General features: G+C 70.0%; 23 protein-coding genes and 1 riboswitch. Of the genes, 10 read left to right on the top strand and 13 right to left on the bottom strand.

All coding sequences use genetic code 11. The annotated features are described in order from the left end of the window. Positions 1 to 100: 100 nt before the first annotated feature. Both ACWCP6_RS35765 and ACWCP6_RS35760 read right to left on the bottom strand, forming a co-directional pair. A complete protein-coding gene (locus tag ACWCP6_RS35765) occupies positions 101 to 769 on the bottom strand; it encodes an HAD family hydrolase (RefSeq protein ID WP_450936824.1) in 669 nt (222 codons plus the stop codon). Between the two features lie 109 nt (positions 770 to 878). Continuing rightward, entirely contained in the window at positions 879 to 1,085 is a 207-nt protein-coding gene (locus tag ACWCP6_RS35760) for a hypothetical protein (protein WP_450936823.1), read from the bottom strand. A 291-nt stretch (positions 1,086 to 1,376) separates the two neighbouring features. Between ACWCP6_RS35760 and ACWCP6_RS35755 the strand changes: the two genes are divergently transcribed. Beyond that, positions 1,377 to 3,530, top strand: a complete 2,154-nt coding sequence (locus ACWCP6_RS35755) for a PP2C family protein-serine/threonine phosphatase (protein ID WP_450936822.1) — start codon at positions 1,377 to 1,379, stop codon at positions 3,528 to 3,530. 105 nt (positions 3,531 to 3,635) lie between these two features. Here ACWCP6_RS35755 and ACWCP6_RS35750 read toward each other — a convergent pair whose 3' ends face one another. Next, a complete protein-coding gene (locus ACWCP6_RS35750; protein WP_450936821.1) occupies positions 3,636 to 4,427 on the bottom strand; it encodes a polysaccharide deacetylase family protein in 792 nt (263 codons plus the stop codon). A gap of 376 nt (positions 4,428 to 4,803) precedes the next feature. Beyond that, positions 4,804 to 5,235 carry a nuclear transport factor 2 family protein gene (locus ACWCP6_RS35745; RefSeq protein ID WP_450936820.1) on the bottom strand — a complete coding sequence of 144 codons (432 nt, stop codon included), beginning with the start codon at positions 5,233 to 5,235 and terminating at the stop codon, positions 4,804 to 4,806. 96 nt (positions 5,236 to 5,331) lie between these two features. Here ACWCP6_RS35745 and ACWCP6_RS35740 point away from each other — a divergent pair, with 96 nt between their 5' ends. Next, the gene (locus ACWCP6_RS35740) at positions 5,332 to 5,901 is read left to right on the top strand and encodes a PadR family transcriptional regulator (protein ID WP_450936819.1); all 570 of its coding nucleotides are present in this window, start codon (positions 5,332 to 5,334) and stop codon (positions 5,899 to 5,901) included. A 216-nt stretch (positions 5,902 to 6,117) separates the two neighbouring features. Beyond that, positions 6,118 to 6,537 (top strand): hypothetical protein, encoded by a 420-nt coding sequence (locus ACWCP6_RS35735; RefSeq protein WP_450936818.1) that lies wholly within the window; start codon positions 6,118 to 6,120, stop codon positions 6,535 to 6,537. Positions 6,538 to 6,606: 69 nt separating this feature from the next. On the opposite strand, the gene ACWCP6_RS35730 is transcribed toward ACWCP6_RS35735, so the two are convergent. Continuing rightward, positions 6,607 to 8,262 (bottom strand): trypsin-like serine peptidase, encoded by a 1,656-nt coding sequence (locus ACWCP6_RS35730; RefSeq protein WP_450936817.1) that lies wholly within the window; start codon positions 8,260 to 8,262, stop codon positions 6,607 to 6,609. Between the two features lie 501 nt (positions 8,263 to 8,763). Continuing rightward, positions 8,764 to 9,654, bottom strand: coding sequence for a hypothetical protein (locus ACWCP6_RS35725; RefSeq protein ID WP_450936816.1), 891 nt, complete (start codon positions 9,652 to 9,654; stop codon positions 8,764 to 8,766). Between the two features lie 757 nt (positions 9,655 to 10,411). Between ACWCP6_RS35725 and ACWCP6_RS35720 the strand changes: the two genes are divergently transcribed. After that, the gene (locus ACWCP6_RS35720) at positions 10,412 to 10,855 is read left to right on the top strand and encodes a hypothetical protein (protein WP_450936815.1); all 444 of its coding nucleotides are present in this window, start codon (positions 10,412 to 10,414) and stop codon (positions 10,853 to 10,855) included. Between the two features lie 185 nt (positions 10,856 to 11,040). Here ACWCP6_RS35720 and ACWCP6_RS35715 read toward each other — a convergent pair whose 3' ends face one another. Further along, positions 11,041 to 11,982 carry a LysR family transcriptional regulator gene (locus ACWCP6_RS35715; protein WP_450936814.1) on the bottom strand — a complete coding sequence of 314 codons (942 nt, stop codon included), beginning with the start codon at positions 11,980 to 11,982 and terminating at the stop codon, positions 11,041 to 11,043. Between the two features lie 71 nt (positions 11,983 to 12,053). On the opposite strand from ACWCP6_RS35715, the gene ACWCP6_RS35710 reads away from it, so the two are divergent. After that, positions 12,054 to 12,728: a maleylpyruvate isomerase family mycothiol-dependent enzyme gene (locus ACWCP6_RS35710; protein ID WP_450936813.1), complete on the top strand. Its 675-nt coding sequence runs from the start codon at positions 12,054 to 12,056 to the stop codon at positions 12,726 to 12,728. Between the two features lie 5 nt (positions 12,729 to 12,733). Beyond that, positions 12,734 to 13,225: a DUF1772 domain-containing protein gene (locus ACWCP6_RS35705; RefSeq protein WP_450936812.1), complete on the top strand. Its 492-nt coding sequence runs from the start codon at positions 12,734 to 12,736 to the stop codon at positions 13,223 to 13,225. A 225-nt stretch (positions 13,226 to 13,450) separates the two neighbouring features. On the opposite strand, the gene thiE is transcribed toward ACWCP6_RS35705, so the two are convergent. The 5 genes from thiE to ACWCP6_RS35680 form a co-directional block, all read right to left on the bottom strand. Beyond that, entirely contained in the window at positions 13,451 to 14,128 is a 678-nt protein-coding gene (thiE, locus tag ACWCP6_RS35700) for a thiamine phosphate synthase (protein ID WP_450936811.1), read from the bottom strand. Continuing rightward, positions 14,125 to 14,934, bottom strand: coding sequence for a hydroxyethylthiazole kinase (gene thiM, locus ACWCP6_RS35695; RefSeq protein WP_450936810.1), 810 nt, complete (start codon positions 14,932 to 14,934; stop codon positions 14,125 to 14,127). Before thiM ends, thiE begins: the two co-directional genes overlap by 4 nt. Before the next feature lie 43 nt (positions 14,935 to 14,977). Further along, the gene (locus ACWCP6_RS35690) at positions 14,978 to 16,402 is read right to left on the bottom strand and encodes a purine-cytosine permease family protein (RefSeq protein WP_450936809.1); all 1,425 of its coding nucleotides are present in this window, start codon (positions 16,400 to 16,402) and stop codon (positions 14,978 to 14,980) included. Further along, positions 16,394 to 16,488: riboswitch (TPP riboswitch) on the bottom strand. (Overlaps the previous gene by 9 nt.) Before the next feature lie 449 nt (positions 16,489 to 16,937). Beyond that, a complete protein-coding gene (locus tag ACWCP6_RS35685; RefSeq protein WP_450936808.1) occupies positions 16,938 to 18,125 on the bottom strand; it encodes an amidase domain-containing protein in 1,188 nt (395 codons plus the stop codon). Between the two features lie 594 nt (positions 18,126 to 18,719). After that, complete coding sequence (locus ACWCP6_RS35680) at positions 18,720 to 19,931, bottom strand: saccharopine dehydrogenase family protein (RefSeq protein ID WP_450936807.1); 1,212 nt, start codon at positions 19,929 to 19,931, stop codon at positions 18,720 to 18,722. 121 nt (positions 19,932 to 20,052) lie between these two features. On the opposite strand from ACWCP6_RS35680, the gene ACWCP6_RS35675 reads away from it, so the two are divergent. The 4 genes from ACWCP6_RS35675 to ACWCP6_RS35660 all read left to right on the top strand — a co-directional run bounded on the left by ACWCP6_RS35675 (position 20,053) and on the right by ACWCP6_RS35660 (position 25,263). Next, complete coding sequence (locus ACWCP6_RS35675) at positions 20,053 to 20,772, top strand: TetR/AcrR family transcriptional regulator (RefSeq protein WP_450936806.1); 720 nt, start codon at positions 20,053 to 20,055, stop codon at positions 20,770 to 20,772. A gap of 121 nt (positions 20,773 to 20,893) precedes the next feature. Then, complete coding sequence (locus ACWCP6_RS35670; RefSeq protein ID WP_450936805.1) at positions 20,894 to 22,039, top strand: methyltransferase; 1,146 nt, start codon at positions 20,894 to 20,896, stop codon at positions 22,037 to 22,039. A gap of 154 nt (positions 22,040 to 22,193) precedes the next feature. Continuing rightward, positions 22,194 to 24,008 (top strand): bifunctional metallophosphatase/5'-nucleotidase, encoded by a 1,815-nt coding sequence (locus tag ACWCP6_RS35665; protein WP_450936804.1) that lies wholly within the window; start codon positions 22,194 to 22,196, stop codon positions 24,006 to 24,008. A 376-nt stretch (positions 24,009 to 24,384) separates the two neighbouring features. After that, entirely contained in the window at positions 24,385 to 25,263 is an 879-nt protein-coding gene (locus tag ACWCP6_RS35660) for an MBL fold metallo-hydrolase (RefSeq protein WP_450936803.1), read from the top strand. A 19-nt stretch (positions 25,264 to 25,282) separates the two neighbouring features. On the opposite strand, the gene ACWCP6_RS35655 is transcribed toward ACWCP6_RS35660, so the two are convergent. Then, the gene (locus tag ACWCP6_RS35655) at positions 25,283 to 25,936 is read right to left on the bottom strand and encodes a hypothetical protein (protein ID WP_450936802.1); all 654 of its coding nucleotides are present in this window, start codon (positions 25,934 to 25,936) and stop codon (positions 25,283 to 25,285) included. Between the last annotated feature and the right edge of the window lie 477 nt (positions 25,937 to 26,413).

Here is a 26,413-nt window from a genome sequence, read left to right as displayed (position 1 = left end):
GGCCCGGCCACCGGGCGACCGGGCCACCGGGCGTGGGTAGATGCCGCTCCAAGGGCACGTCAGCGCACGGTACTTGGCCGAATCCCCGGCAAGGAGCCGCTCAGGCCGCGGGTTTCCGGCGTGCCCCGGTCGCGAAGGCGAGGATGTCGGGCGCTGCCTCGCGCAGGCTGCTGAAGTGGCGGTGCACACCGTCCACCGCGACCGGGCCGTTGACGCCCCACACCGTCATGCCGGCCCGCAGCCCGGACTCGACTCCGGACGGTGCGTCCTCGATGACAAGGCAGTCCTCCGGCCGGCCCCCCAGCCGCTCCGCGGCCAGCAAGTACGGTATCGGTGACGGCTTGCCCTCCTCGACGGCGGCGGCATCCACGAGCACGTCGGGAAGCGGAAGCCCCGTACGAGCGAACCGGCCGCGCACCCGGTGCTCGTAGTTCGAGGTCACCAGCGCCCAGCAGTCGGCGGGCAGAGCCGACAACAGCTCCGCCGCACCGTCGAAGGCGGCATAGACGCCGGACCGGACGTCCTCGTCCTCCAGTTCGTGCAAGGCGGCCAGGCAGTCCCGCGGATCCCGGTCGGGGACGACGGCCGCGAACGTCTCCATCGGACGCGTCCGCAGCGCCACCCGGTAGACCTCGTCGGCGTCGAGTCCGTATCGGCCGGCCCAGGTGCTCCACACCCGGTGCTGGTTGTCCACTGCGTCGATCAATGTGCCGTCGACATCGAACAGGACGTACTTCCCGACTCCGGGCCGGGCGAGCTCGCTGGTCATGCCTTGATCATGCCATCAGCCCATTCGACCGAAGTGGCGGGAACGGGCCTGGGGAGAGCCGCGGCTGCGGCCCGCCGGGCGACGGTGGGGCCCCTCCGGACCGCGCCACTCAAGCCGCGTCGGCCCGTTGCGCGCCATCTCCGGCCGGGCGCCGGTCGGCAGGCCGTTCAACCGTTCCGTGAACCAGACGCAGATGGCGAACCCGGGCATGTCGTGCCGTCGGCCGCTCGCTGAACATCCGGTCCTCGAAGTGGTCCATCCCCAGCAGGAGCAGGCCGAGAACGGGAAGCTGGAGAAGTGCGACGGCGATCACCATGAGGATCCTCCCCGAACGACGACATCATCCGGGTGCCCCTCGTTCCGCAGGTCATGGCCCCCAGGGGTGTGAAGGTCCGGTGACCGCAGCGCGCCGAGCAGGGGAGGCCCCCCGCCCGTCGGCCACTGGCGACGCTCGGGCCGAGCGCGGTCGATGCCGTGGCCGGGAACGCGGCCTGACAAAGTCTTCATTTAATGAGCAACAACGGACTTACTTATATGGGTTCGATATGCCTGATATACGGTCGACTTTCCAGTGCCCCGTGCCGGGGACGAACGAGTGGGAGCGGCTGTGAACGATCTGCTGTCGGGCAGGCCCGATTCCGAAGCGGCAGCTGTCGGGCTGGGACGGCTGGAGCAGTCGTTGGCGGTCGCTGCCGACCTGCCGGGCATGGCTGAGTCACTCGTGCAGACCTGCGCGTGGATGGGGCTCGTGGGCTGGGCGCTCATTCTCTACCTGCACGACGGCACTCATCTGGTTCCCTGCTCCGCTGCCGGACTCGGCCGACGGTGGCAGCCACCGCTGCGACCGCTGGCCACCACCGAGGTCTGGCCGGTGGCCCGGGCGGCTCTGGGGCAGGAGTGCATCGGCTGCGACGGCACAGGCCCGTATCCACTGCAGTCGAAGGCGGGATCCGCGGCTTGGATGGCCCTGCCCCTCGCCGAGGGGAAGGGCGTCGCCGTCGCACTGCGCCCGGGAGTTCGCCCATTCAGTGAGGTGGAGCAGAGCTTTCTGCGCCAGGCAGCGGGACTGATCGGTCGCTACCTTCCCCGCACGACCGCCCTGGCCCTCAACGACACGCAGCGGCCCCGCATGAAGGAGCAGAAGCGCGGCACGTTCGCGCTCGACCTGGCAACCGGCATGATCCAGTGCGATGAGGTCTTCGCCCAGCTGCACACCCTGCCCGGCGCCGGCTGCCACCCCCTGGGCGATGTACTGCGACTGCTGCCCGCCCAGGATCTCTCGGACATCGAGGTGATGCTCGGACAACTGCGCACTCAGCACGGCAGTTACGAAGTCTCCTACCGCCTCGTCCCGGCCACCGGCGGGCTGCGCCATCTACAGGCCCGCTGCCTCACCAGCGGCGACCCCGCCACCGCCCCCTCCGTGCTGGTGGGTCACGTCAGTGACATCACCACGGAAACGGTGCGGGCGGATGAGCGTGAAACGCTGCTGCGTGAGCAGTTGCGGCGTGCCGACCGCATGATCTCGCTCGCGGCCAGCGCCGCCTGCGCCACCGGCACCAGGGAACTCGCGACGGCCGCCTGCGAGGCACTGGCCGCCCTGGGCGCGGACGCGCTCGTCATCGCCGAAACCCACCAGAAGCACACCCGCGTCCTGACCACGGTCGGATACGACGACGAACACCTGGCCGCCGTGGACAACGCTCCACTCGAGGTTCGCGCCCCCCTCACCGACGCCCTGCGTGAGCAACGGACGACTTTCACGCCCTCACACCGCGACCTGGTGGCCGCCTACCCTCATTACGCGGCGACCCTGCCCCGCCTCAAACGCCATGCCTGGGCCGCTCTTCCCCTCCCGCTGGCCGACACGAAGACGCCGGCCGCCTGCATGTTCTCCTTCAACCGTCCCCACGCGTTCCACGCCTCCGACCAGGCCTTCCTCATCGCCGCCGCGGCCCTCCTCGGACGAGCACTGGACCGCTGCCGCGACTACGACACCGAACACGACAGGGCCGTGCGTCTCCAGCGCGGGCTGCTGCCCTCCCATCTGGCCCAGCACCCCCGCCTGAACCTCGCCGCCTCCTACCACCCTGCCGCCCCCGGAGCCCACGCCGGGGGCGACTGGTACGACGCGTTCCCCCTGCCGGACGGACGTATCGCCCTGACCATCGGCGACGTCGAGGGCCACAACACCAAGGCCGCCGCCCTCATGGGCAGGCTGCGCACCGCCCTCCGTGCCTACGCAGCCCTCACCCCGGATCCCGCCACCATCCTCGAGCACACCAACAACCTCCTCTGTGCCGAGAACGACATCACCCCCCATCACGCCCTCCTCGCCACCTGCTGCTTCATCGCCCTCGACCCGGACACAGGCCGCCTGGACTGCGCCACCGCGGCCCACCCGGCCCCTCTGATCCACACCCCCGACGCCGTCCCGGCCCCCGAATTCGCTCCCGGACTTCCCCTCGGTGTCCAGTCCGGCGCCGCCTACCCCACCACCCGCCTCGTCCTCCCGACGGACAGCCGCGTCCTCCTGTACACCGACGGACTCACCGACACCGCCGACATCGACCCGGACCACGCCCTCGACCGGCTCCGGAACGCTCTGCGCACCAACTCGGATCACGCGGCCGCACTCGCGCTCCACCGGATCACCACCGCCTGCGTCGCCCCCGCAGGCCCCCAGGACGACTCCGCACTCCTCCTCGCCCACCTCGCACCCCCGGCAGGTGGGCGGCCGTCCGTACCAACCTCGCAGTAGACAGCCGCGTACGGTGTCATTCCCCAGTGGCCCGGCGGGAGTCCGGGCGACGTGTGGCCGGGTCGGCGGCCCGGTGCGACCAGCCGGCCGGCCGCCGTGGGGTACTCAACGCACGGGGAAGCCGAAGGAGTATCCCTGCTGCTTCAGCCAGGGCAGGATCTCGCGCAGGGCGGCGACGGTCTGGGACCGGTCGCCGCCGGCGTCATGGAAGAGGACCGTCGGCCCGTTGGATATCTCGCTCTTGACGGTGGCGATCACGGCGTTGGTGCCGGGGTGTTCGAAGTCCTTGGAGTCGACGTTCCAACCGAGCGGCCGCATGCCGTGGGATGCGGCGAGCTGGCGGCTGTAGGGGGTGAAGGCGCCGCCGGGGGCGCGGTAGTACAGCGGGTGGACGCCTCCGGATGCCTGGGTGATCATGCGCTCGGCGTCGAGGATCTGCTGGGACTGGTAGGCCTGGGACTTGGTGTCCATGGTGGTGTCGTGCGAGACCGTGTGGTCGCACAGCCGGTGCCCCGCCGCCACCACCGCCTTGACCAGGTCCGGATGGGCCTGGGCCTGTGTGCCCACCATGCAGAAGGTGGCCTTCACGCCGTTCTCCCGCAGGACCTGAAGCACCTGCGGTGTCCAGGTCGGGTCCGGTCCGTCGTCGATGGTGATGTTGACCCCCTTGGCGCCGCGGTCCGAGGCGTGGGCGATGTCCATCGACACCCGGGCTCCTCGGCCGTGGGACCGCGCGCCCGGCGCGGAGTGCTGGGCCGAGGCGCCCGCCTGCGAGTGCTCCGTCTCGACGCCGTTGGCCTGCGCGGTCCATATCGAGGTGGCGGCGGCCACCGCTGTCACTCCGAGCGCCGCCGCGAGCATCCGGCCGTGCCATCCTCGTCCGCCATGCCTGGCCATGTCCGCCTCGTTCCCTTGCCGTCTGTGGGCCTTTCGTGCACCCGTCAGGACGGCTGAACGCGGCCCCGGGATCCGTCTGTTACCGATCACGGACAATTCCGCGAGGATTCGGCGACAGACCGGCGGCGGGGCGACGTCATGGAGGGCCGGCGGAATGCGCGGGTCCGGCTCGTCCGGGGCGAATCCGGGCCGTGTTCGGGCGCGTTCCGCCCTGCGTCGCGCGCCGACGTGCCGCCGCACTGTGCAGTCGGCCCGGCGGCACAGCAGGCGGGGCTCCTGTGCCGGCCGGGGAGTTCGGCCGAGCGCGCGCCGGACGTCGCTCGGCCTGCGCCCGGCCGGGACCCGGGCGGCGCGTGTGACGTGCCGGGCGGCTCTTCTACTGATCGGTGCGGGCCGGCACGAGACCGTCCGAGACCAGTCCGGTCAGGACCGCTTCGCCCAGGGCGTGGACGGCGGACTGCGGCCGCACCATGACCGTGAACTCCTTGATCCGGCCGTCGTCGTCGAAGTGCAGCAGGTCGATGCCGTGAATCTGCTTGCCGCCCACGGTGGCGCGGAAGAGCAGGACGGCCGAGGGGGAGACCGTGCCGTCGGCGCTGGTTTCCGCGGTGCCCGTGTAGTCGCCGACGTAGCGGAAGTCCTCGAAGGTGCGCAGGAGAACCCCGAAGAGGCCGAGCACCATCGGCTTGCCCTCGAACGGCGTGAACTTCACGGGGCTGTAGAGGCGGATGTCCTCGGTGAACAGGTCGTCCAGGGCCGTGAGGTCACGGCTGTCGACGGCGGCGCGGAAGCGGTCTGCGGTGGTCATGGCTCGCCCCTCTGCATACTCATGAATGTTACTAGTCATATTCATGAGTATCATGGGGGATGCGTACGGCGACAGGGGCATGGAGGAGGCGATCCGATGGCGCTGCGGCACGCCGTGCTGGCGGCACTGCTCGACGGAGAACTGAGCGGCTACCAGCTGGCCAAGGCGTTCGACCTCGGTGTGGCGAACTTCTGGTACGCCCAGCCGCAGCAGCTCTACGCCGAGCTGACCCGCCTGGAGAAGGCCGGGCTCATCGCGGGCCGCGAGGTGGTTCAGGAAACCCGGCCGAACAAGCGCCTGTTCCACGTGACCGACGCCGGTCTGGCTGAGCTCGAACACTTCACGGCCGCCTCCGTGAAGCCGTCGTTCATCCGCGACGACCTCCTCGTCAAGGCCCAGGCCGCCGACCACGTCGATACCCACACCCTGATCGCGCAGCTCGCCGAGCGCGCAGCCTTCGCCCAGGCCAAGACAGACCTGTTCGGCAAGCTGCTGCGTACGTGGCGCGGCGACCTCAGCGAGGACGAGTTCCTGCGCACGGGCGACCGCATCGGTCCGTACCTGACGTGCATGCGCGGCCTGGCGTTCGAACAGGGCAACCGTGAGTGGTGCGAGCGCACGATCGCTGTCCTGCGGGCGAGGCAGCAGGTGAACGCCCAGCACTGAAGGCTCCCCTCCAGGCATGATGCGACGGCCGCGGAGCCGGGCGGCCTCGGCCGGGCCCGCTCATGGGCTCCGCACATCACGGATACGGGATGGAGTACGCGTGAAGGCGGTCAGAGGCTGTCGGACGGGCATGATAGGAAGATCGTCGAGCATGGGGGGCACGGCTGCGGTACGGGGCCGGCTCCTGTGAAGAGCGATACGGGGAAAGAGCGCAACGTGAATCTGAGGAATCCCATCGTCCGTGTGAGCGCCACGGTCGTGACGACCCTGGGCCTCGCCCTCACCGCCGGCGTCGGCACGGCCAGCGCCGCGGCCAAGCCCAACACGGTCGACTACTTCTACTCGGGCGGCACGAAGAGGGCCATGGTCGTCTTCGAGCCGCGCGACTCCGCGAGGGACGACGAGCGCGTCGACATCCAGGACCTGAGCAGGGACGGCCACTACATCTGGACCGAGGTCTACGACGTCACGGCGCAGAAGATGAAGGGCCACTGCCAGACCAGCTCCTTCACGTCCTGCCCGTTCGCCATTCCGGAGGGCCACCAGGTCCGGATCAACGTGTACCGGAAGAACGCGCACGACGTCGACTTCATGGACGAGGTCCAGACGAGGAGCGGAAAGCTGCCGACGGCGTAGCTCCGCGGCGCCCGCCCTGTGCGGGCAACAAGAAACCCCCAGGTCTGTGACCTGGGGGTTTCGCATGGTCTACTTCGGTGCGACGAGCATGCGTTCGGCCCCGAAGGCGGTGCCGGTGTGCGCGTACATACCGGTCTCCCCGTCGGACCAGCGGACGACGAGGTCGTCGGGTCGGCCGTTGGAGTCGTAGCTGCCCGCCGTCATCACAGCGTCGTGGGCCCAGACGCTCTGCGATGCGGCCATCCGGATCTCCTTGCCCAGGCCGTTGGGCCCGGTCTCCTGGAACTGGGAGACCCTTCCGTCCGACCAGCGCACCAGGGTGTCCCAGTTGGCGCCCCCGGTGAAGTCGCCCGCGGTGACGAGGGTGGCCTGCTTCCAGGTGCCGTTCGGCTTCAGCAGCCGGTGCTCGGTGCCGAAGCCCTCGTCACCGACCGCCGTGTAGTCGGTGACCTCCCCGTCGCTCCAGCGGACCAGCAGGTCGCTGACGTTCTTCGCGGTGCCGAAGCTGCCCCCGGCTATCTGGACGGCGTGGCTCCAGACGGAGCCGGCGTCGGCCAGCTTGATCCCGCCTCCCACGCCCTTGGTGCCGACGTCCGGGAGAATTCTCACCTCTCCGCTGTTCCACACGGCCAGCAGGTCCGAACCGCTGCCGCCTGAGAAGTCGCCGCCGGTGAGGGTCTTCACGTCCTTCCAGGTGGCGTTGGGTGCGGCCAGGCGGCGCTCGCCGACGAAGCCGCCGTTGCCGTCCCCCGAGTAGAGGGTGACCTCGCCGTCGGTCCAGACCACGATCAGGTCGCCCTTGGTGTCCCCGGTGTACTCGCCCGACGCCATCAGTCTGGCGTGGGTCCATGTGTCACCGCTGCCCATGGAGTACGGCAGCGGCGGCTGCTGGTAGGAACTCCCGTGCGAGACGTGCTGGTTGTTCTTCGCCTCGTCGTACAGGCGGAAGAACCAGTCGCCGTGCATGGGGCTGTAGGTGAGCCAGTCGACGTTGGCGTCGTTGCCACCGCCGTTGTAGCCCCCGACGTTGCCGATGATCTCTCCGGTTCCGGCGTCCCAGTCGACCTTCGAGAACCAGGGACCGCCGGAGACACCGCCCCACATACCGCGGCACTTGGCCTGGATCTGGTAGAAGCCGGGGAGCGCCTCCGTCTGTGTCGGACAGCGCACGGCGTGGTCCTCGGGGTTGTGGCTCCTGTTCGGATAGCCCACCATCGTGACCTTGTTGAGGTACGCCGGGGTGCGGAGCAGTTTGTTCGCTCCCACCACGTCCTGCGCCTGCTTGCCGCTCTGCGACGGAGTGAGCCGGCCGAACGCGAAGTCCAGGTCCGAGACCGGCTTCTTGGAGTTGTGGACGTACCGGTTGTCGACGAACCAGTCGGAGATCCGGTAGAAGCCGTAGGTCTGTTTGTCCAGCGAGTACTCGGTCCGGTACCACGGCACGAACACCGCCTTGCCGCCGGAGCAGTGTCCGGCGGTCAGGACCAGATTGTGGCCCGGGCTCTCCACGACACTGGCGGAGCACTTGTGCGCGTGCATCTCGCCGGTGGTGGGGTCCACCGCGTAGGTGAAGATGGTCCCGACGGACTTCAGCCCGAGGAAGTGCTCCGCGGTCGGCATGCCGGCCGCCGCCGACGGGGCGCCCGGTGCAGCCTGCTGAGGCGTGCCCCCGGCATGCGAGCCCGGCACCTCCCGCGGCGGGGCCGGGTCGGTCGCCGCGGCCATGCGTTCCGGTGTCCAGAAGCGGATGGCGTCCGCGTCCGACCATGCTCCGCCCTGCGCCTTCGTCCGGGGACCCCGGCCGGATCTTCCCGGGACGGAGGGTTTCGGCTTGTCGGCCCGCCGCGGAGACGTGGTCGAAGCCGGGGCGGACGATCCGGAACCGGACGACGCACCGGCGGACGGCTCGGCGGACGGACTGTGGGACGGTGTGCCGGACGGCACCGTCAGGGCCGGCCGCCGGGGCGGTGGTGTGGATCCGTGGGCCTGGGCCGGGCCTCCTCCTGCGACTAACAGGGCGGTTCCGGCTGTCGAAACCACAAGGCGTGACATTCGTCTGTGTGAAATATGCAAGGAATGCTTTCTGGCTCATGGGGACAACGTCCTCCGGACCGGGGCCGGTCGGAGGGGGACTGGTGAGGACAGCGGTGGCAGTGGACGCGGCGCCGTCGACCCCGGCCCGCTTCCGCCGCGTGGCAAGCAGCGCCATGGCCGTATCCGCGGCGGCTACGCGGAGGCAGCGGCCTTGCGCGAACGGCGGCGCACCGCGATGCCGCCGCCCACGACGAGTGCCACACCTCCGGCCGCCAGGGCACCACCGATCATCCAGTGGTGACGGTCCGCGACGGGTGCGCCGGCCACCGTCACCCGCTGCCGGGTGGTCTGCTGTCCGTGGTGGCTGACGACGGTCAGCGTGTACTGCCCCTTGGCCACGTCGTCGCGCACCGTCGTGTGGCCGGCGTAGACCGTGCTCCCGTCGTCGCACTTGCAGCCGGGGTCGTCCGCGCTGCCCGTGCGGAGGGTCAAGGGGCCGTCGAAGACGGGCGATGTGACCGTCAGGGAGTTCTCGCCCGGTGCGGGCCGCAGGTCGGTCAGGACCACCAGCACCTCGCTGCCCGGCCGTACACCGGCAGGGGAGTCGCTGCCGGGGAACGCGTCCTTCGGGCCGATGACGAAGCGGCCGATCTCCGCCGAGCCCTCGGCGGCGACCTTGAGCCGTGCCGTGGCGACGGTCCGGCCGTGACTGGTCGCAGTGACGGGGTAGGTGCCCGCGTGAAGACCGGACCGGATCCGGTGCCGTGACCCCGGCTTGTCGACCTGGACGGACCGCGTCGCGCCCTTCTTCACAGGCGTGAGGGCGATCGGCTCCACCAGGGCCGGAGAGGTGACCGTCACGACGTCCCACCCCGGAGGCATCCCCTCGATGGTGAACCAGAGCGCATCACCTGCCTCGACGCGCCGGCCCTGGGGCGTGACGTACTCCAGTCGGGCTGCGGCGGAGGCGCTGCCGGTCGGTGCGGGACCCGCGCCCTCGGCGTACGCGGCTGCCGGCGCTCCCAGCAGGGGTGCCAGGACAAGACCGGTGACGGCCATACCCCGGGCTGCGCTGCGGACCATCGAGCCTCCCTTCCCCGATACCTTTCGACCGGGAAGAGGGCAGTATCGCGGGGAAGGTTGCGGTGCTGTGCGATTCATTGCTTCCTCGGGGTGCGGATCGGCACGCGAGGGCCGATCGAACCCGTCAGTGGCTGCTGCCGCCCCGGATAGATCTTGACCGTGTCCTTGTAGGTCAATTCCTCGTCCGGGTCCGGTGGAGTCGCCGGGCCGGTGAGGTAGTTGGCCGGCGCACGACGTTCAATACGTTGAGGCCCGGTGGGAGCCCGGGCATGCCGTGGTAAGGGGGCGGGGTGAGCTGGATGTTGCCCCTGTGAATCATGGTGACCAGTGCGGCGACGCGTATGCGCGTGCTCCCTGAACAACACCCTGGGGTAGCAGCATGGCCGTTCTCCCGAGCGAACCGGCCATCGGGGATTTCCTTCGCCCAATTGTCTTCTCCGGCCTTCCATTGCCTCGGGTGACGTTGCAACGATAAAGGGTTGGTCTGGGGCGTGCTGGGTGCACGGGTCCGGTCCTGCCGAAATCCGCCCAATGAGACGACCTCGACGGTAATTCGGCAGGTGTCGATATTCGAGCCGCATTATTACCGCCAGTCCGAGTGGATATAGAACCGCCTCACCCGGCGGGCCGAATTCGGTCATCCCGTCCGCAGCCGGTGCAGGAGGACTGTCGTCGGCCTTCATGGCCTGTCGGCGGCGACCGCTAACGTTCCTGTGACGTAGTGCCGCGATCGCAGCCGACTCGGAGGGGGTACAGGATGGGTGCTTCGGACTGGGACTACTGCGTGCCGTACCAGGAGGATCTCGGCGCCGCGCTGGAGGAGTTGCGGCAACGAGTGTTCCTCGCCGGTGAGTACTACTGGGTGCGCGGCGGCGACTGGCTTCCTGAGGAGGAGCGCCGCCCGCGGCCTTCGACCCTGGACGAACTGTGGGCCGACGAGTGGACTCAGTACTCCGGCACCCACTCGATTCTCGATGTCTTCCATGTTCAACGGGAAGATGAGGAGCCCGAAATCTGTGCAGTACAGCCGGTGACGGCCGCAGAGGCCCATGGAGCCACCGGCACTGAACGGCTGACCCGCGAACACCTTCCAGCGATCAAGGACCTCGCTCGCGAGCGCGGGTACGGCCGTTGCGCAGTGCTGCACGACGACCACGGGACGCCACAGGAGATCTACTACTGGGGTTGGTCCGGGGACTGAGCCATCCACCTGTGCTCGGGCTGGAGAGAGGCGGAGGGCGGGCGCGGCCTTGATCCCGAACGGTGCCGCCGGCGCCTTGACGGCCCGGTTGGAAAAGGCTCACTGCGATGGCTGACCGGCAGCGGTGGCAACCGAGTTCGCCTGTGGTGCGGCTGCGGCGGATCAGCAGCCGGCGCTGATTACGATCAAGAGCTGGAGCACCGGCTCGCGGGCGTCGCGGGCACCGCAGGCAGGCTCTCGCGCAGCCTGTCGAGCAGTGCCCGGGCTGCGGGGCTCACGGGGCCGGTGGCCCGCGAGGCGAGGGCGATGCGGGCGCGGATACCGGGGCTGACGATGGTCAGTGTCCGCAGGTGTCCGTCGGCATCCGAGCCGTCCTCGCCCGTCGGCAGCACCGCGACGCCCAGGCCCCGCGCAGCGAGCTGTGCGAGCACATGGGGCGCTGCCGCCTCGAAGGTGACGCGGGGCCGGAATCCGACCTGCGCGCAGGCGCGTTCGAGAGCCGCGCGCACCCCGGTGCCGCGCGGCAGGCAGATCAGTGCTCGGTCGCGCAGCTCGGCCAGCGGGATGCTCGTACGGCCGGCCGGGGCGAGGAGCGGGTCTCCGGGCGCGGCGACAACGGCCAGCGGAGTGTCGATGACCGTCTCGAGGGACAGGCCGGGCGGGGCCACTTCGTCGGTCGGCCCGAGGAGGGCGATGTCGAGCTCACCGGCCAGGAGTGCGGCCTGCATCCGCTCCGAGGTGTCCTCGGTGAGTGAGATCTCCAGGGCGGGGTGGGCGTCGTGGAAGTCCGCGAGGAACGAGGCGATGTCGAAGGCGTGGCCGGTGGCGCCGGAGACCAGCCCGAGCGAGACCCGGCCGCGCAGCAGCCCCGTGTAAGCGTCGACCGTGTGCTGCACCGCGTCCGCGGCTGCCAGCGCCGCGCGCGCGTACGGCAGGACCGCCCGCCCCGCCTCGGTCAACGTCACCGACCGGTGGGAGCGGTCGAGCAATGGCTGCCCCAACTCCCGTTCCAGCTGTCGGATCTGAGCGCTCAGACCGGGCTGGGCCAGGTGCAGGCGGGTGGCTGCGCGGGTGAAGCCGCCCTCTTCGACGACGGTGACGAAGTAGCGCAGCTGACGGAGTTCCATAACTGCTGATGCTAGATGACAGCAGAACTATCTATTGGAACTATGGGTCAGTCGTCGGCACCCTTGATCACATGGAAAGAGTGAAGGAACGCTGGGACAAGCAGGCCGGCGGTGCGGCGGATGCCACGGCCGCCATCAAGGCCGCCATCGCGGCCGAACGCCGGGAGCTGGCCGATCTCTTCGAGGGTCTGCGGGCCGACGAGTGGAACGCGCCCAGCCTGTGCGTGGGGTGGAGGGTCCGTGAGGTCGTCGCACACATGTCGATGGGGTTCCGCCTCTCGCTGCCCGCAACACTGGGCGAACTGGTCAAGGCACGGGGGAACCTGCACCGCATGACCGACCGCGTCGCCCGCAGGGACGCGGCCACCCATTCCGTGGGCGAGCTCAGCGCCTTTCTGCGGGACAACGCCCGCCATCCTTGGACGCCGCCCGTCGGCGGCCTCCGGGCCGCCCTCGGCCACGACGTGGCCCACGGGCTGGACGTCACCGTCGCCCTCGGGCTCGACCGGCGCGTCCCCGAGGACCGGCTGCGCATCCTGCTCGACGACATCAAGCCCCGCGGTCTGAAGTTCTTCGGCGTCGACCTGGGCGGAGTGCGGCTGTGCGCCGAGGACATGGACTGGTCCTACGGCTCCGGGGCCCCCGTGTACGGAGCCGCCCAGGACCTCCTTCTGCTCGCCTTCGGCCGCAGGGTGCCGCACGGCCGTCTTCGCGGCGAACCGAGCAGCCGCTTCACCGGTCGGTGACGGCCATGCGCACCCGACTCCTCCAGGCGCTCTCGCTGTTCTCCACGGGCCTGCTGGCCGGCGCCTTCGGCTACGGCGCCGCCAACCTCGTCCCCACGTTCAACGCCGTGCCGATCGACATGAGACTCGACTTCCACGCCGCTCTGATGAAGATGAACGGCATCACCATGCAGGGCACGATGGCGGTCTCGGCCCTCAGCTCCCTCGCTCTGGCCGCCTCGGCACGCGGCCGGGCACGCGTCCTGGCCGGCACGGCGGGACTCCTGACGGTCTCCTCCTTCCTGATCACACGGTTCGGGAACGTCCCCATCAACGGCCGCATCAAGCAGTGGGCCGCCACCGCGCCGCCGCCCGACCACGCGGAAGTCCTGCGGCGCTGGGAGCTGTTCAACGACGCCCGCACTGCGACCGCCGCCATCGCCTTCGGGCTCCTGATACTCATCGCCCTCTCCGGACAACACGGGCTGCACCGGAACGATCCGAACGAGACGGCGTAGCCGTCCCCGGTCCTCGGCTCCGTCCACGCGCAGGGCTTGCGCCGAACTCCACGTGTTTCCAACGAGGTCGTCGAATGGGCCAGCCCCTGGGAACTCCGGTCCGGATCGAGCAATGCGAGGTGTGCGGGAGCTTCGCTGCGGGCCGGGGGCGGGCCGAGCCCTCCGGGCCAATCGGCCGGCCCTCCGCGTAAGTCTCCGGCGACCGGGGGCAGGCCACCGGCCCGGTCATACGGAGGTCGACTCCCGGGCGTGGCCCCAGGCCAGGGCGTAGGACCGGGCCGCCGCGCGTGGGTCCTCGGCGGCGCAGACACCGGAGACGACGGCGGCACCCGCCGCCCCCGCTCCGCGCAGCAACGGCATGTCCTCGGGCAGCACTCCGCCGATGGCGACGGCCGGCAGCGCGCTGAGCCGGACCAGGCGGGCGAAACCGTCGTGACCGAGTGCCGGAGGGGCGTCCGCCTTGGTGAGGGTCGTGTGCAGCGCGCCGATCCCGATGTGGTGCACGCGGGCCGGATCCTCGGCCGCGGCGCGCAGTTCGGCGGGCGTGGCCGCGCTCAGCCCCAGGACCGCTCCGTCACCGACCAGTTCGCGTACCGCACGCGGCGGCAGGTCCGACTGGCCGATGTGGACTCCCGTCACGCGCGCACCGGCGGAACGCGCGGCGAGGAACACGTCCACCCGGTCGTTGACGAACAGTGCCACCCGGTCGGGAAGGACCGCCGACACCTCCAGGACCGTACGCAGGAACGCACCTCCGGAGGCCTCCTTCTCCCGGACCTGGACGGCGGTCACGCCCCCGGCCACCGCCAGGGCGACGGTCTCGGCCACGCCCCGGCCGCGCGCGGCGCACTGGGCCGTGTCCGTGACCAGGTAGACCGACAGGTCCACGGGTGCGGCGGTCATGAGAGCGCCGCCCGCTCCGCGAGGTCGCTCCCCTCCAGCGAGGCCAGTGCGTCCAGGAACGCGACGGCGAAGCCGCCGGGGCCCGAGGCCTTCTCCGCGGCGAGTTCAGCGGCGACCGTGTACACGGTGACGGCGGCGACCGAGGTGGCGAACCGGTCCTCGTCCACCACCGCGAACGCGGCCAGCACGGCACCCAGCGCACACCCGCCGCCCGTCACGCGGGTGAGCAGGACGTCCCCGTTGGCGATACGGGCGCAGCGGGCCCCGTCCGTGACGAAGTCGACGGGCCCGGAGACGGCGACCACACCGCCGGTCCCGTGCGCAAGCTCGCGTGCCGTCTGCTCGGCGGCCTCGACGCCGTGCGAGGAGTCCACGCCCCGGCCTCCGCTCCCCGCACCGGCGAGGGCGATGATCTCGGAGGCATTGCCCCGGACGACGCTCGGACGCAGCTCCAGGAGCTCGCGTGCCAGGCCGGTGCGCACGGGGAGCATGCCGACGGCTACCGGGTCGAGGACCCAGGGGGTGCCGGCCGTCGACGCGGCCCGGGCGGCCTCGATCATGGCGGCCCGCTGCTCCGCGTGCGGTGTGCCGAGGTTGACCAGTACACCGGAGGCGACCTGGGCGAACGGTCCTGCCTCGTCGGGGATGTCGACCATCGCCGGTGCGGCACCGAGCGCCAGCAGGACGTTGGCGGTGAAGCCCGTGACCACCGCGTTGGTCAGGCACTGCACCAGGGGCGACTGCGTCCGTACGTCCGCGAGGGCGCGTTCGGCGAAGGCGGTCAGGTCGGTGGACGTCGGGGACATGGGGTGTTGCTCCAAGGGGGAGGGGAGGCCGTTCGAGCCCGCGTCAGGGCGCGGGCGGGGCCGCGGTGGGCCGGGGGCGCCGCAGCCGTAGGGGGGCGTACACGGCGAGGGCCACGAGGAACGCCACGTAGTAGGAGAGATCACCGCCGTGCAGGGTCTTGGCCACGGGACCCACGTAGAGGCCGGTGTCCATGAAGGGCACGGCCGCGGCGAAGGCGACGACGAAGGCGACCACCGCGGGCAGGCCGGGGGACGGGGCCGCGCTCTCGGTCGCGATGTCGATCTCCGCACCGCCCCGCGCCCGGGCACGCGCCACCCAGTCGACGACGACGATCGCCACGAATCCGGGGATCCAGTAGCCGACGAACAGCAGGACGTTCTGGAAGCGGGTGGTGGTGTCCGCGGCGTGCATCCACAGCACCAGCGGGAAGCCGAGCACGGCGGCGAAGGCCGCTGCCAGCGGGCGCGGGACGCGCACGCCCACGGTCTGCAGCGCCAGGGATCCGCTGTAGTCGTTCATGGCGTTGCTGCACAGCGCCGCCAGCGCCACGGCGAGCAGTCCGAAGGCGCCCACTGTGCCGCCTCCCAGCAGCTCGTTCACGCCCCGGGCGGTCTGGTCGGTCAGCCGCGAGGCTCCCCACAGCCCGATGGCCTGGACGGCGACGAAGGACACCACGAGGCCCAGCAGGGTGCACCAGAACATGCGGACCCGCGAGGTGTCGCGGGGGAGATAGCGGCTGAAGTCGCTCGCGTACGGTGCCCAGGACAGCGCCAGGCTGAGTGCGATGGTGCTGGTCAGGACGAATGCACCGGCCCGGTCGGCACCGTGCGCGGCACCGGTCGCGGCAGGGTGGACGTCGCCGAGCATGCGCCAGGCGACCAGCGCGAAGGCAGCGGCCAGTACGAAGGTCATGACGATCTGGAGGCGGTGCACTGCCTCGTACCCCAGGGCACCGAGGGCTCCCTGCGCCACCATCATGACCAGGACGCCGAGCCAGAACGGCCAGCCGAACAGCCGCGCCAGCGCGTCCCCGCCGAACAGGCCGATCAGCGCGTCCCAGGCCACCGACGACAGCCACTGGAGGAGTCCGGGCACCGCCACTGCCCGCCCGAAGGCGAGCCGGGCCAGGGGAAGTTGTCCGGCGCCGGTGCGGCTGCCCCAGGTGCCCAGGTAGGCGGTCGGTACGGCGCCGACGACCGTGCCCAGGACGACCGCGGCGAGAGCGGTGCGGAAGTCCAGGCCCAGCGCGATGCCGATCGTGCCGGTGAAGACGCCGGTCATGGTCAGGTTCGGGGCGAACCACACCGTGAAGAGGCGTCCTGCTCCGCCGTAGCGGTTGCCCTCGGGGACCGGCTCGATGCCTCGTCCTTCGACGTGGAGGTCCCCCGGGGCGGCGGGCATGCGGCCGTCGAAGACGGTCCGTCGGCCGTCGGCGGTCACACCGCCGGAAACATGAGCCAATGGCATCGAAGACATCCCTCCGCCAGTACGAACTGGTTCAGGTTCGACGGGTGTGATCTCAGCCCTCGTGCGGGGCACCCCGTGTCCGGTATGACGGCAAGACTAACGCGCCTCCCGGGGACATCCGAATGCAGGATCCACGCCGGCCACGGGGCGGGCGTGCAGCGCTGGGGCCCTGCGGCACGCTGCTGGTGCCCAGGGGCGAGCGCGGGTGAGGTCCCGGGCGTTGAGGTGGATCCGTCACTGAGCGTAGCGACCGACTCGCCGATGCGGTGGTGGGCGGCGACGGAACGCCGGGGCGGCGTCCTCGGGGGCCGGACATGGCGTGGGGGACGTGCTGCGGCTCCGGACGTCTTCCGAGGGGCACCACCCTCGCTGTGGTCGCCGGACCCATCGGTCCGCCCCGGCCGGGAGGCCCTCCACGACTTCGGCGGCCGGGATGTCGGGGACACACCTTCCGGCGCGGTGCGGGGCTCCGCCGCCACCGTGTGTCCGGGACACCCCGGCGTCACGCGGCGGCGGGCGGAGCACCGCGCGCGGGTCAGGTGCGGTACGCGTAGTACGCCGCGGTCGGGTACGAGGCGATGATGCTCGCCACCGACCGGTTGTAGGTGTTGGTGGAGTGGTACGTCACGTAGGGCACGCCCTGCGGGCTGCGGTAGGTGACGATCATGGAGTGGTCCTTGGACCCGTCCCTGTTGAAGTCCATCTGGAGCACGTCGCCGACGTCGAGCTGGTAGACGTTGGCGAGGCTGGTGACCCGCTTGGAGGACAGGGCGAACCAGGAGAACTCGTTGACGCCGACGAACGAGTCCGACTGGATGTCGGCGGTGCCGAACCACTTGTGGAAGTCCGAGGTCGAGCCCGGGACGTGCTTCCAGCCGCCCGCCTTCAGGGACTGGCTGACGAAGTTGGTGCAGTCGCCGCCGGCCCCCTCTCCGTTGTAGTCCGGGTAGGCGGGGTTGTAGTGGTTCCAGTACTTGGCCGCGTACGCAGCCATGGCCTTGTAGTCGTAGCCGGTGGCCGAGAAGTTCTTCGGCTTGGAGGACGCGGGCCACGAGGTGGACGAGCGGACCGCCTCGGGCGGGCCGTCGTCCACTGCGGTACGCGGCTTGGCGACGGACGGCTTGGCGACCTGGTTGACCGCGAGGTAGCCGTCGTCCGTGTCGCGGATGCCGGTCAGCTGCCAGTCGCCGTTGCGGTCGGCCTTGAACGTCAGCTCGTGGTGGGCCTGGAAGCCGGTGGTCTTCGGCTCGGTGCCCTTGACCTTCTCGTACGTCAGCGTCGTGGTCTCGGTGACCTCGGCGACGGCGTGGCGGCCCCGTACCCGAGTCCTGTCCAGGGCCACGCTGGTCTTGGCCGAGCTGTACCGCTCGCCCAGGGACGCGAGTCGGGACTTACGGCTGCGCAGCGAGGCCAGCGCCGAGTCCTCCCTGCCGTCCTGCGTGGTGGACATCCGGACACCGCCGGAGAAGTGTCTGGCCAGCCGCGCCTGGCGGCTCTTGTGCGTGCGATCCACGAGGGCGTCCGTGCGGTCGGTGAAGACCGCGTCGGCGAGCCGCTGGAAGGTGGCCTTGGTCTGCTGGTCCACCGTGGGATCGTCGGCGCCGACGCTTGCCGCACCGGCACTCCAGTTGGGCAGCATGGCCGCGCCGGCTATGACCGATGCGGCCGCCGCCGTCAGTATGGTCACGCGACGCCGCTTGCGGCTCAATTTCCTTGACTTCACTGTTCTTCCCCTCTACCCGGTCGGAACCCGGGGAGCGGCATCTTCGCATGCTCTCCGTGCTGTTTGTGAAGACGGTTGCACAAGATGCCTCCGTGAACTTCACGTCGGGCTGGGTCTGCACGGGGCTCAGTCCGGCAAACCGGGCAATTCCCGCAGTCTCTGACGCCATGTCGGCCGGTACGGGATGTCGTGCCGTCGTCGGTGAACGGACGGCGCCCGTGGGCCGTATGGGAAGTCGGCGGCGCAGAGCGGCAGGTCGAACCCTGCCCGCAGCGTGCCGTGAAGGCACGCCCGGCCGAGGATGTGAGGAGGCGCCCGGTGAACCGGACCGGTCCACGCGACGGGTGCAGGTGCAACGGCGATGCCCCGGCGCCGGGTCCGTCCTCGGCGGCTCGGGCCACCCGCCCGGATCGTGCATCCGCTCTGTGTGGGCGGTGCTGCACGACATGCGGCCCGGACACCGTGGTGTCCGGGCCGCACGTCGTGGCCGCGCTCGGGCGGAGACCGGCAGGCGATCGGCGACGGCTCTGCCGGTCGCGCCAGGGGCTGAGCGCGCTCCGGGTGACCGCCGCCGGAGGCACCGGGCGGGCGGGCCTACTGCTCGCGCATGCCCCAGGGTGAGCCGTACCGGCCCAACAGGTCGAGGAAGGGGCCGGGGGCGAAGGCCTCGGGGCCGAGGACGCCGGACCCCGCCCAGGTGCCGTCGGCCAGCAGTTCCAGGGCGATCACCGGGTTGATCGCGGTCTGCCAGACGACCGCCTGCGAGCCGTACTCGCGCATCGACCACTGGTTGTCGACGACGTGGTACAGGTACACCTCACGCGGCTTGCCGTCCTTGACGCCCTTCACCCACGTGCCGGCGCAGGTCTTGCCGTGCATGCGCTCGCCCAGCGTCGCCGGGTCGGGCAGGCATGCGGCGACCACGTCCCGCGGGGACACCTCGGTGCCGCCGGGGAGGGACACCTTGTCGGTGCGGTCCAGGCCGAGCTTGTGCAGTGTCTTGAGCGTCTCGATGAACTCGTCGCCGAGCCCGTACTTGAAGGTGACCCGCCCGGCGTCCACCCAGCGCGGAATCAGCAGCACTTCCTCGTGTTCGACGTTGACGCATTCGACCGGCCCGATGCCTTCGGGGAAGTCGAACACCTCCGGCTCGCTGAACGGCGGCGTGGTGAACCATCCGCGGTGCTTCTCCCAGACGACCGGCGGGTTGAGGCACTCCTCGATGGTCGTCCAGATGGAGAAGGACGGCGCGAAGTCGTATCCGTCGACGGTCAGATTGGCACCGTCACGGACGCCGATCTCCTCGATGTCGTCGAACAGTTCCTCGGCGGCGTAGCGGGCGAAGACATCGGACAGGCCCGGCTCCACACCGATCCCGACCAGTGCCAGGCGGCCTGCCTTCTCCCATTCGCCGGCCCGCTCGAACTGCTGGTCGCCGAGCTTGATGCCGCACTCCTCGTGCGGCCGCTCGGGGTGCGGATACGACAAGGACATCGCCATGTCGACGTAGTGCGCCCCGCCCGCCAGGGCGGCGTCGAACAGCGGCAGGACGAAGCGCGGGTCGGTGGCGTTGAGCAGGACGTCACACCGCTCCGTGACCAGCAGGTCCGTGACCGCGGCCTGGTCCGATGCGTCGATCCGTGCGGCGCTGAACCGGCTCTCCTGCTCGCCCAGCGCGGCCACCGCCGCCTGCGCCCGCGAGAGGTCGTAGTCGGCGACGACGAAGTGGTCGAAGAAGGAGCGGCGGGCCGCAATCCGCGTGATCGCGGTGCCCACACCACCCGCACCGACGAGCAGTACTCGCATGCCAATCGTGCCTTTCGTCTCTGGGGGCCGGAGCCCTGGTGGAGCCATGAAAGGCCCCGGCCCAAAAACACGTCAATGGCGTTGGCATAAGGTGGAGGGAAGCGCCCATGGAGAGCCCCTCATGCCCAAGGAAGTAGTACCCGAGACATCCCGGCAGCGCAGAAAACCCACCAAAAAGGGTGTCGTCCTCTCGCACCTGCTGATCGTGGAGACCGCGCTGCGCATGCTGCGCGAGCACGGCCGGGAAGGGCTGACCGTGCGCCGTCTCGGGGTGGCGCTCGGCGCCGACCCGAGCAGCCTCTACCGCTACTTCCGCGGCACCGACGACCTCACGCGCGCCATCGCCGACGAACTGATCGGCCGCGCTCTGCGCGGCTGGCACGCCACCGGCGACTGGCGCGCCGACATGCGGGACCTCGGGCTGCGCATCCATGCCACCTACCTCACCCATCCCGAGGCCGCGGTCCTCACCGCCAGCCGTGTCAGCGGCCGGTCGAACGAGATCGCGGGGGACGAGGCGATCCTCAAGGTCCTGCGCTCCACCGGCCTGCCCGATGCCGACGTGGTCCGTATCTACCACGCCTTCATCGACCAGACTCTCGCCTTCGCCGCGCTCGACGCCGCCGGCCTCGCCCTGCCGGAGGCCTCGCGCGCCGCGGACGAGGCGGTCTGGCGCGCGACGTACGCGCAGCTGCCCGCCGAGACCCACCCCAACATCGCGGGCACCGCGCCGCTGCTGGTCGCGCGTATGAACGACAGCGCCTACCCGACCGCCCTGGACATGCTGCTGGACAGCGCTGCGGCGACCCTGGCGCGCACCCGGCGCGCCCGGCCGAGGTGAGCCGGACCGGCACCGGCGGGCGAGACCGGCGCAGGGGGACCCGAGACCGGCGCGCAGAGGCGGGCCGCCGGGCCCTCGGGGGGCGGGCGGCGGCCGGCTGCTCCGTTAGCCTGGGACCACGATGAACCGTTTGACGACGCCCTGGGGTGCCTACGCCCTCACCCGCTTCCCCGAGGACCCCCGCGATCAGCTGCGCGCGTGGGATGCCGCCGATGAATACCTGTTGGGCCACCTCGCGGAGCACGGGGTGCCGACGGGAAGGGTGGTCGTGGTGGGTGACCGGTGGGGGGCTCTGACCACCGCACTGGCATCCCACCGGCCGGTCCAGATCACCGATTCCTGGCTGGGGCAGCAGGCGACTCGGATCAACCTGGCGCGCAACGGCGCCGAAGCGGATGCGGCGCAGTTGCTGACCACGCGCGACCCCGTGAGCGGGCCGGTCGACGTGCTGGTGGTGCGGGTGCCCAAGAGCCTGGCCCTGCTCGAGGACCAGCTGCGCCGGCTTGCACCCCATGTGCACCGGGGCACCGTCGTGGTCGCCGGAGGGATGGTCAAGGAGGTCCATACCTCCACGCTGAAGGTTTTCGAGCAGGTGCTCGGTCCCACGCGGACCTCTCTCGCCGTGAAGAAGGCCCGGCTGATCTTCTGCACTCCGGATCCGTCGATCGCCCGGACCGGGAGCCCCTGGCCGCGGCACCTCACGCTGGACGAGGATGCGGGAGCCGGGTCCGGACTGACCGTGACCAACCACGCCGGGGTCTTCTGTGCCGACCGGCTGGACATCGGGACGCGGTTTCTGCTCCAGCACCTGCCGCGCAGGAGCGGAGCCGAGCGGGTTCTCGACCTGGGGTGCGGCAACGGCATCGTGGGCACCGCCGCCGCGCTGCAGAATCCCGACGCGGACGTGGTGTTCGTCGACGAGTCCTTTCCTGCGGTGGCTTCGGCGGAGGAGACGTTCCGTGCGAACGTGGGCGAGGAACGGAAGGCGGAGTTCGTCGTCGGGGACGGGACGTCGGCGGTGTCTCCGGGGACCGTGGATCTCGTACTGAACAATCCGCCGTTCCACACGCATCAGGCGACCTCCGACCGGACCGCCCGACGGATGTTCAGCGGGTCTCGAACCGTTCTGCGCAACGGCGGCGAACTCTGGGTGGTGGCGAACCGGCATCTCGGCTATCACGTGGTCCTGAAGCGGATCTTCGGCAACTGCGCCGTCGTCGCGAGCAATCCGAAGTTCGTCGTGCTGCGCGCAGTCAAGCGGGGATAGCGCCGCAAGGGACGTGAAACCCGGACCGCATGCACACCCTTGACTGGGACATGACTTATTCCTGGTTCTCTGCACACCCTCGTGCGAGCAGGCTCTACGCGTGTAGTTTCGCTACCGCTCAGCAGCCCTTCCTCGTCTGTCCCAGGAGATCCGAATGCCCCTCAGCCCCATGAACCGCCGGGAGTTCATGCAGAAGTCGGCCGTCACCGGGGCGGCCGCCGCTGTCGCGGGGGCCGGTGCCGCAGGGCCGGCTCAGGCCGCTGAAGCCTCCACGCACAAGCCGCGTACCTGGTCGTTCTCCATCCTCGGCACCACCGACCTGCACAGCCATGTCTTCGACTGGGACTACTACACCGACGCACCGTACAAGGACAAGGCCGGCAACTCGGTCGGCGTCGCGAGAGTGGCGACCCTCGTCAAGCAACTGCGGGCCGAGAAGGGCGCGGAGCGCGTGCTGCTCGTCGACGCGGGCGACATCATCCAGGGGACCTCGCTCGCGTACTACTACGCGCGTGTCGCCCCGATCACCGGGTCCGACGGGCACAAGGGTCCGGTCCATCCGATGGCGCTCGCCATGAACCACATGAAGTACGACGCCGCCGCGCTCGGCAACCACGAGTTCAACTACGGTGTGGACGTGCTGCGCACGTTCGAGCGTCAGTGCCACTTTCCGCTGCTCGGCGCCAACGCCCTCGACGCCAAGACGCTCCGCCCCGCCTTCCACCCGTACACCGTGAAGCGGATCTGTGTCCCCGGGGCGCCCGACATCAAGGTCGGCATCCTCGGCCTCACCAACCCCGGAATCGCCCTGTGGGACAAGGACAACGTAGCGGGCAAGATGTCCTTCACCGGGCTCGTCGAGCAGGCCAGGAAGTACGTCCCCCGTCTGCGCGCCCTCGGATGCGACGTCGTCTTCCTCACCGACCACTCCGGCCTCGACGGTTCATCCTCCTACGGCGACGAACTCCCGTACGTCGAGAACGCCTCCAACCTCGTTGCCGAGCAGGTCCCCGGCATCGACGCCATCCTCGTCGGCCACACCCACACCGAGGTCTCCTCCTACACGGTCACCAACAAGCAGACCGGCAAGGACGTGATCCTCTCCGAGCCGTACTGCTACGGCATGCGCCTGACCGTCTTCGACTTCGACCTCGAACTCGTGCACGGCCAGTGGAAGGTGACCGGCACCAAGGCCCAGACCCTCAACACCAATGCGGTCGCCGAGGACGAGGAGATCACCCGACTCCTCACCGCCGACCACGAGTTGGTGGTCAAGTACGTCAACACGCCGGTGGGTACGTGCACCGAGGACCTGTCCGCGGCAGAGGCGTGCTGGAAGGACGTTCCGGTCATGGACTTCATCCACGAGGTGCAGATGAAGTCCGTCGCCGCCGGGCTCTCCGCATCCGACGCGGCCCTCCCGCTCATCTCCGTCGCCGCCCCCTTCAGCCGCACCGCCGACATCCCCAAGGGCGACGTCACCATCCGCGACATCGCCGGACTGTACGTCTACGACAACACCCTCTACGGCAAGAAGCTCACGGGCGCCCAGCTCAAGGACTACCTGGAGTACGCGGCGAAGTACTACCACCAGGTGCCCGCCGGCACGAAGGTCGACACGGCCACCCTGACCAACGCCAACAGTTTCTGGGACTACATGTACGACACCGCCGCCGGTGTCGACTACGAGATCGACATCGCCCAGCCGGAGGGCTCGCGCATCAAGAACCTCTCCTACAAGGGTGCGGCCGTCGCGGCCGACCAGGTCTTCGTCGTCGCCGTCAACAACTACCGTGCCAACGGCGGCAGCGGCTATCCGCACATCGCGTCGGCGGACAGCGCGTACAGCTCCACCAACGAGATCCGCCAGCTGATGATCGACTACGTGACGTCCAAGCGCACCCTGGACCCGGCGGACTTCGCCGGCACCAACTGGCGTCTGACGCAGGACGGCACCGCGGTGTTCTAGAGCCGCTACGGGCGGCGTCCGCCCGGCCGGAGTGAGGGCCATGCGGCAGGCGTCCGCCGCCGGCGGTCCACCGTCGCCCCTGTCGAGGGACGATTGGGAGGGGGCGCCGGGTGACGGTGCGGCTGCGTACGTCGACGTCGTGCGCAGCCGCACCGGTCACCCCTCCCGGGGGTGCACACGGATGCTCGTGTGCAGCTCCGACCGGCCGCACCGTCCCTGCAGACAACATGGGAACCGGGCCGGGCGTCGCGCAGCCTGTCAGTGGCGAGACACCGGCTGTGTCATGTTATTTTCCGGTCGGAGGCGCGCGGGTCTGCCTCCGGCAGGACACAGGCGCGTACGTGATCAGCCGGGACGCCGCACAAGGGGAGACGTCGTGGACTCGAGCAGGCCCTCGTTCACCACTGCACCGGGCGCTCCCCGGCCCCGGCTGCTGGACGTCCGGTGGAACCACGGATCACCGTCGTCGAAGCACAACACCGATCCCGACATCCAGGTCCACGCCTACGACGAGCACACGTTCATCCTGCGGCAGAACATGGCGATCGACTACGAGGCGCCGTTCATGTTCCTGCTCTTCGGCCGCGACACAGCGGTGCTGGTGGACACCGGTGCCACGGCGTCCGCGGAGTACTTCCCCCTGCGCCGAGTCGTCGACGGTGTCGTCCAGGACTGGCTCGCCCGGCATCCGCGGGACGGGTATCAGTTGCTGGTGCTGCACACCCATCCGCACGGTGACCACATCGCCGGCGACGCGCAGTTCGCCGACCGTCCCGACACGATGCTGGTGAGCGCTGACCGGGACACGGCATGGGACTACTTCGGATTCCGCGAGGAGCCCGGGAAGGTGGCGCGGATCGACCTCGGGGGCCGTACGGTGGAGTGCCTGGCGACACCCGGACACCACGATGCAGCGGTCACGTTCTACGACCCCTGGACGGGGTTCCTCCTCACCGGCGACACCGTCTACCCCGGTCGGCTGTACATCGAGGACTGGCGAGCCTTCACCCGGACCATCGACCGCCTCATCGAGTTCTCCGGCAGCCGACCGGTGACCTACGTGCTCGGGTGTCATATCGAGATGACGAGACAGCCGGGCGTGGACTACCCCATCCGCACCACGTACCAGCCCGACGAACCGCCGTTGCAGATGACCCCCGGCCATCTGCTCGACATCAGGGCGGCCATCGACGAGATCGGCGACCGACCCGGGCGGCACGCGTTTGCCGAATTCGTCATCTGCCGAGATGCGTGAGCGGCACGACCGCCGTCACTCAACGGGCCTGGAACATATAGGTGTTCTCCAGCTCGTCCTGGATGACGTGGGCCTGCCCGTCGGCCGTTCTGACGCGGAGGTCCTCTGCCGGTGTGTGCACCTGGTAGCGCCAGCCCTGCGGAGGACTCAGCCGGTTGCCGAGCGAGTCCAGGGAGTCCAGCGTCAGGCTGTCGTCCACGGTGTGGGCGTACGCCTGAAGGACATAGGTGCGTCCGTCGGGGTCGTGCAGTGAGTAGACCGGCTTGCCCCGGGCGAGCAGGTACTCCGTGTCCCGCTCCACCATGGTGTCGACGTAGTACTTCCTCGGCGCCGCACCGGTCGGGACCGATTCCGCAGGGATGTGCACCTCGGCCACCAGCCGGGCCTCGACACCGTCGAACGTCGTGACTCCACCCGTCGCGAACGCCGTGAGCTCGTCGATCACCCAGTAGCGTGGGCCGTTCAGAATCACCATGGGTACCTGGAACTGCTCCGCCAGCGCACGCGGGTCGAGCCGGTCCCACCACTGCAGAGGGCAGTCGTTGAGGCCGAGCGTGTTGTACACGGCTGCCCTGAGCCCGCCGGTCTCGTCCGGCGAGGTGAGCAGGATCTCGCCGTAACGCGCGTCCCTCAGACCACTGATGTGGCGGGGCGCCTCGGTGGATTGCGTCATGGCTCCTCCTTCGCACAGCCGTCGGCGCCACGGGTGACAGGGGAAGTGCGCCGACGCACGGCGGGTGCCCGCACCGACGAGCCGGACCGTGACCGCGGGATACCGGTGCCGAGGCCTGCAATCGGCGAGGCACGGGCACCGACATGTACAGGTAGGGCCGTGGCGGGGTTCACCGGGGGCGGTGCGCCACGGCGCGGACCCGCGGCCGATCGACTGCGGGCCCGGTACGGCAGTTCCCGACATCAGCATCCATCACGACGAAACCGGACGCCACCCAGGCTGCCCTTGCGTGCCCCGGACGCGGTCGGGCCGGCCGATGACGACGACGGTGGCGAGGACGCGCAGTTGTCGTCAGTTCGCCGGTGGTGTCTTCAGCGCTTCCCGCGGTCGAGGGCGGCAACATCGCGTTGTGGTCCCCCGGGCCACGGACCTCCTCTCCTCATGACCGGGGCCCGTCGCACGATGTGCGGCGGGCCC

This window comes from Streptomyces sp. NPDC002004 (genome assembly GCF_053593975.1).
This window is presented reverse-complemented; position numbering and strand designations above follow the sequence as displayed.

Coding starts and splice junctions, on each gene's coding strand:
- ACWCP6_RS35765 (WP_450936824.1), bottom strand. CDS start 769: ATGACCAGCGAGCTCGCCCGGCCCGGAGTCGGGAAGTACGTCCTGTTC.
- ACWCP6_RS35725 (WP_450936816.1), bottom strand. CDS start 9,654: ATGGTCCGCAGCGCAGCCCGGGGTATGGCCGTCACCGGTCTTGTCCTG.
- ACWCP6_RS35715 (WP_450936814.1), bottom strand. CDS start 11,982: ATGGAACTCCGTCAGCTGCGCTACTTCGTCACCGTCGTCGAAGAGGGC.
- thiM (WP_450936810.1), bottom strand. CDS start 14,934: ATGTCCCCGACGTCCACCGACCTGACCGCCTTCGCCGAACGCGCCCTC.
- ACWCP6_RS35680 (WP_450936807.1), bottom strand. CDS start 19,931: ATGCGAGTACTGCTCGTCGGTGCGGGTGGTGTGGGCACCGCGATCACG.
- ACWCP6_RS35690 (WP_450936809.1), bottom strand. CDS start 16,402: ATGCCATTGGCTCATGTTTCCGGCGGTGTGACCGCCGACGGCCGACGG.
- ACWCP6_RS35655 (WP_450936802.1), bottom strand. CDS start 25,936: ATGACGCAATCCACCGAGGCGCCCCGCCACATCAGTGGTCTGAGGGAC.
- ACWCP6_RS35730 (WP_450936817.1), bottom strand. CDS start 8,262: ATGGCCGCGGCGACCGACCCGGCCCCGCCGCGGGAGGTGCCGGGCTCG.
- ACWCP6_RS35760 (WP_450936823.1), bottom strand. CDS start 1,085: ATGGTGATCGCCGTCGCACTTCTCCAGCTTCCCGTTCTCGGCCTGCTC.
- ACWCP6_RS35665 (WP_450936804.1), top strand. CDS start 22,194: ATGCCCCTCAGCCCCATGAACCGCCGGGAGTTCATGCAGAAGTCGGCC.
- ACWCP6_RS35675 (WP_450936806.1), top strand. CDS start 20,053: ATGCCCAAGGAAGTAGTACCCGAGACATCCCGGCAGCGCAGAAAACCC.
- ACWCP6_RS35750 (WP_450936821.1), bottom strand. CDS start 4,427: ATGGCCAGGCATGGCGGACGAGGATGGCACGGCCGGATGCTCGCGGCG.
- ACWCP6_RS35720 (WP_450936815.1), top strand. CDS start 10,412: ATGGGTGCTTCGGACTGGGACTACTGCGTGCCGTACCAGGAGGATCTC.
- ACWCP6_RS35670 (WP_450936805.1), top strand. CDS start 20,894: ATGAACCGTTTGACGACGCCCTGGGGTGCCTACGCCCTCACCCGCTTC.
- ACWCP6_RS35705 (WP_450936812.1), top strand. CDS start 12,734: ATGCGCACCCGACTCCTCCAGGCGCTCTCGCTGTTCTCCACGGGCCTG.
- ACWCP6_RS35745 (WP_450936820.1), bottom strand. CDS start 5,235: ATGACCACCGCAGACCGCTTCCGCGCCGCCGTCGACAGCCGTGACCTC.
- ACWCP6_RS35740 (WP_450936819.1), top strand. CDS start 5,332: ATGGCGCTGCGGCACGCCGTGCTGGCGGCACTGCTCGACGGAGAACTG.
- ACWCP6_RS35710 (WP_450936813.1), top strand. CDS start 12,054: ATGGAAAGAGTGAAGGAACGCTGGGACAAGCAGGCCGGCGGTGCGGCG.
- thiE (WP_450936811.1), bottom strand. CDS start 14,128: ATGACCGCCGCACCCGTGGACCTGTCGGTCTACCTGGTCACGGACACG.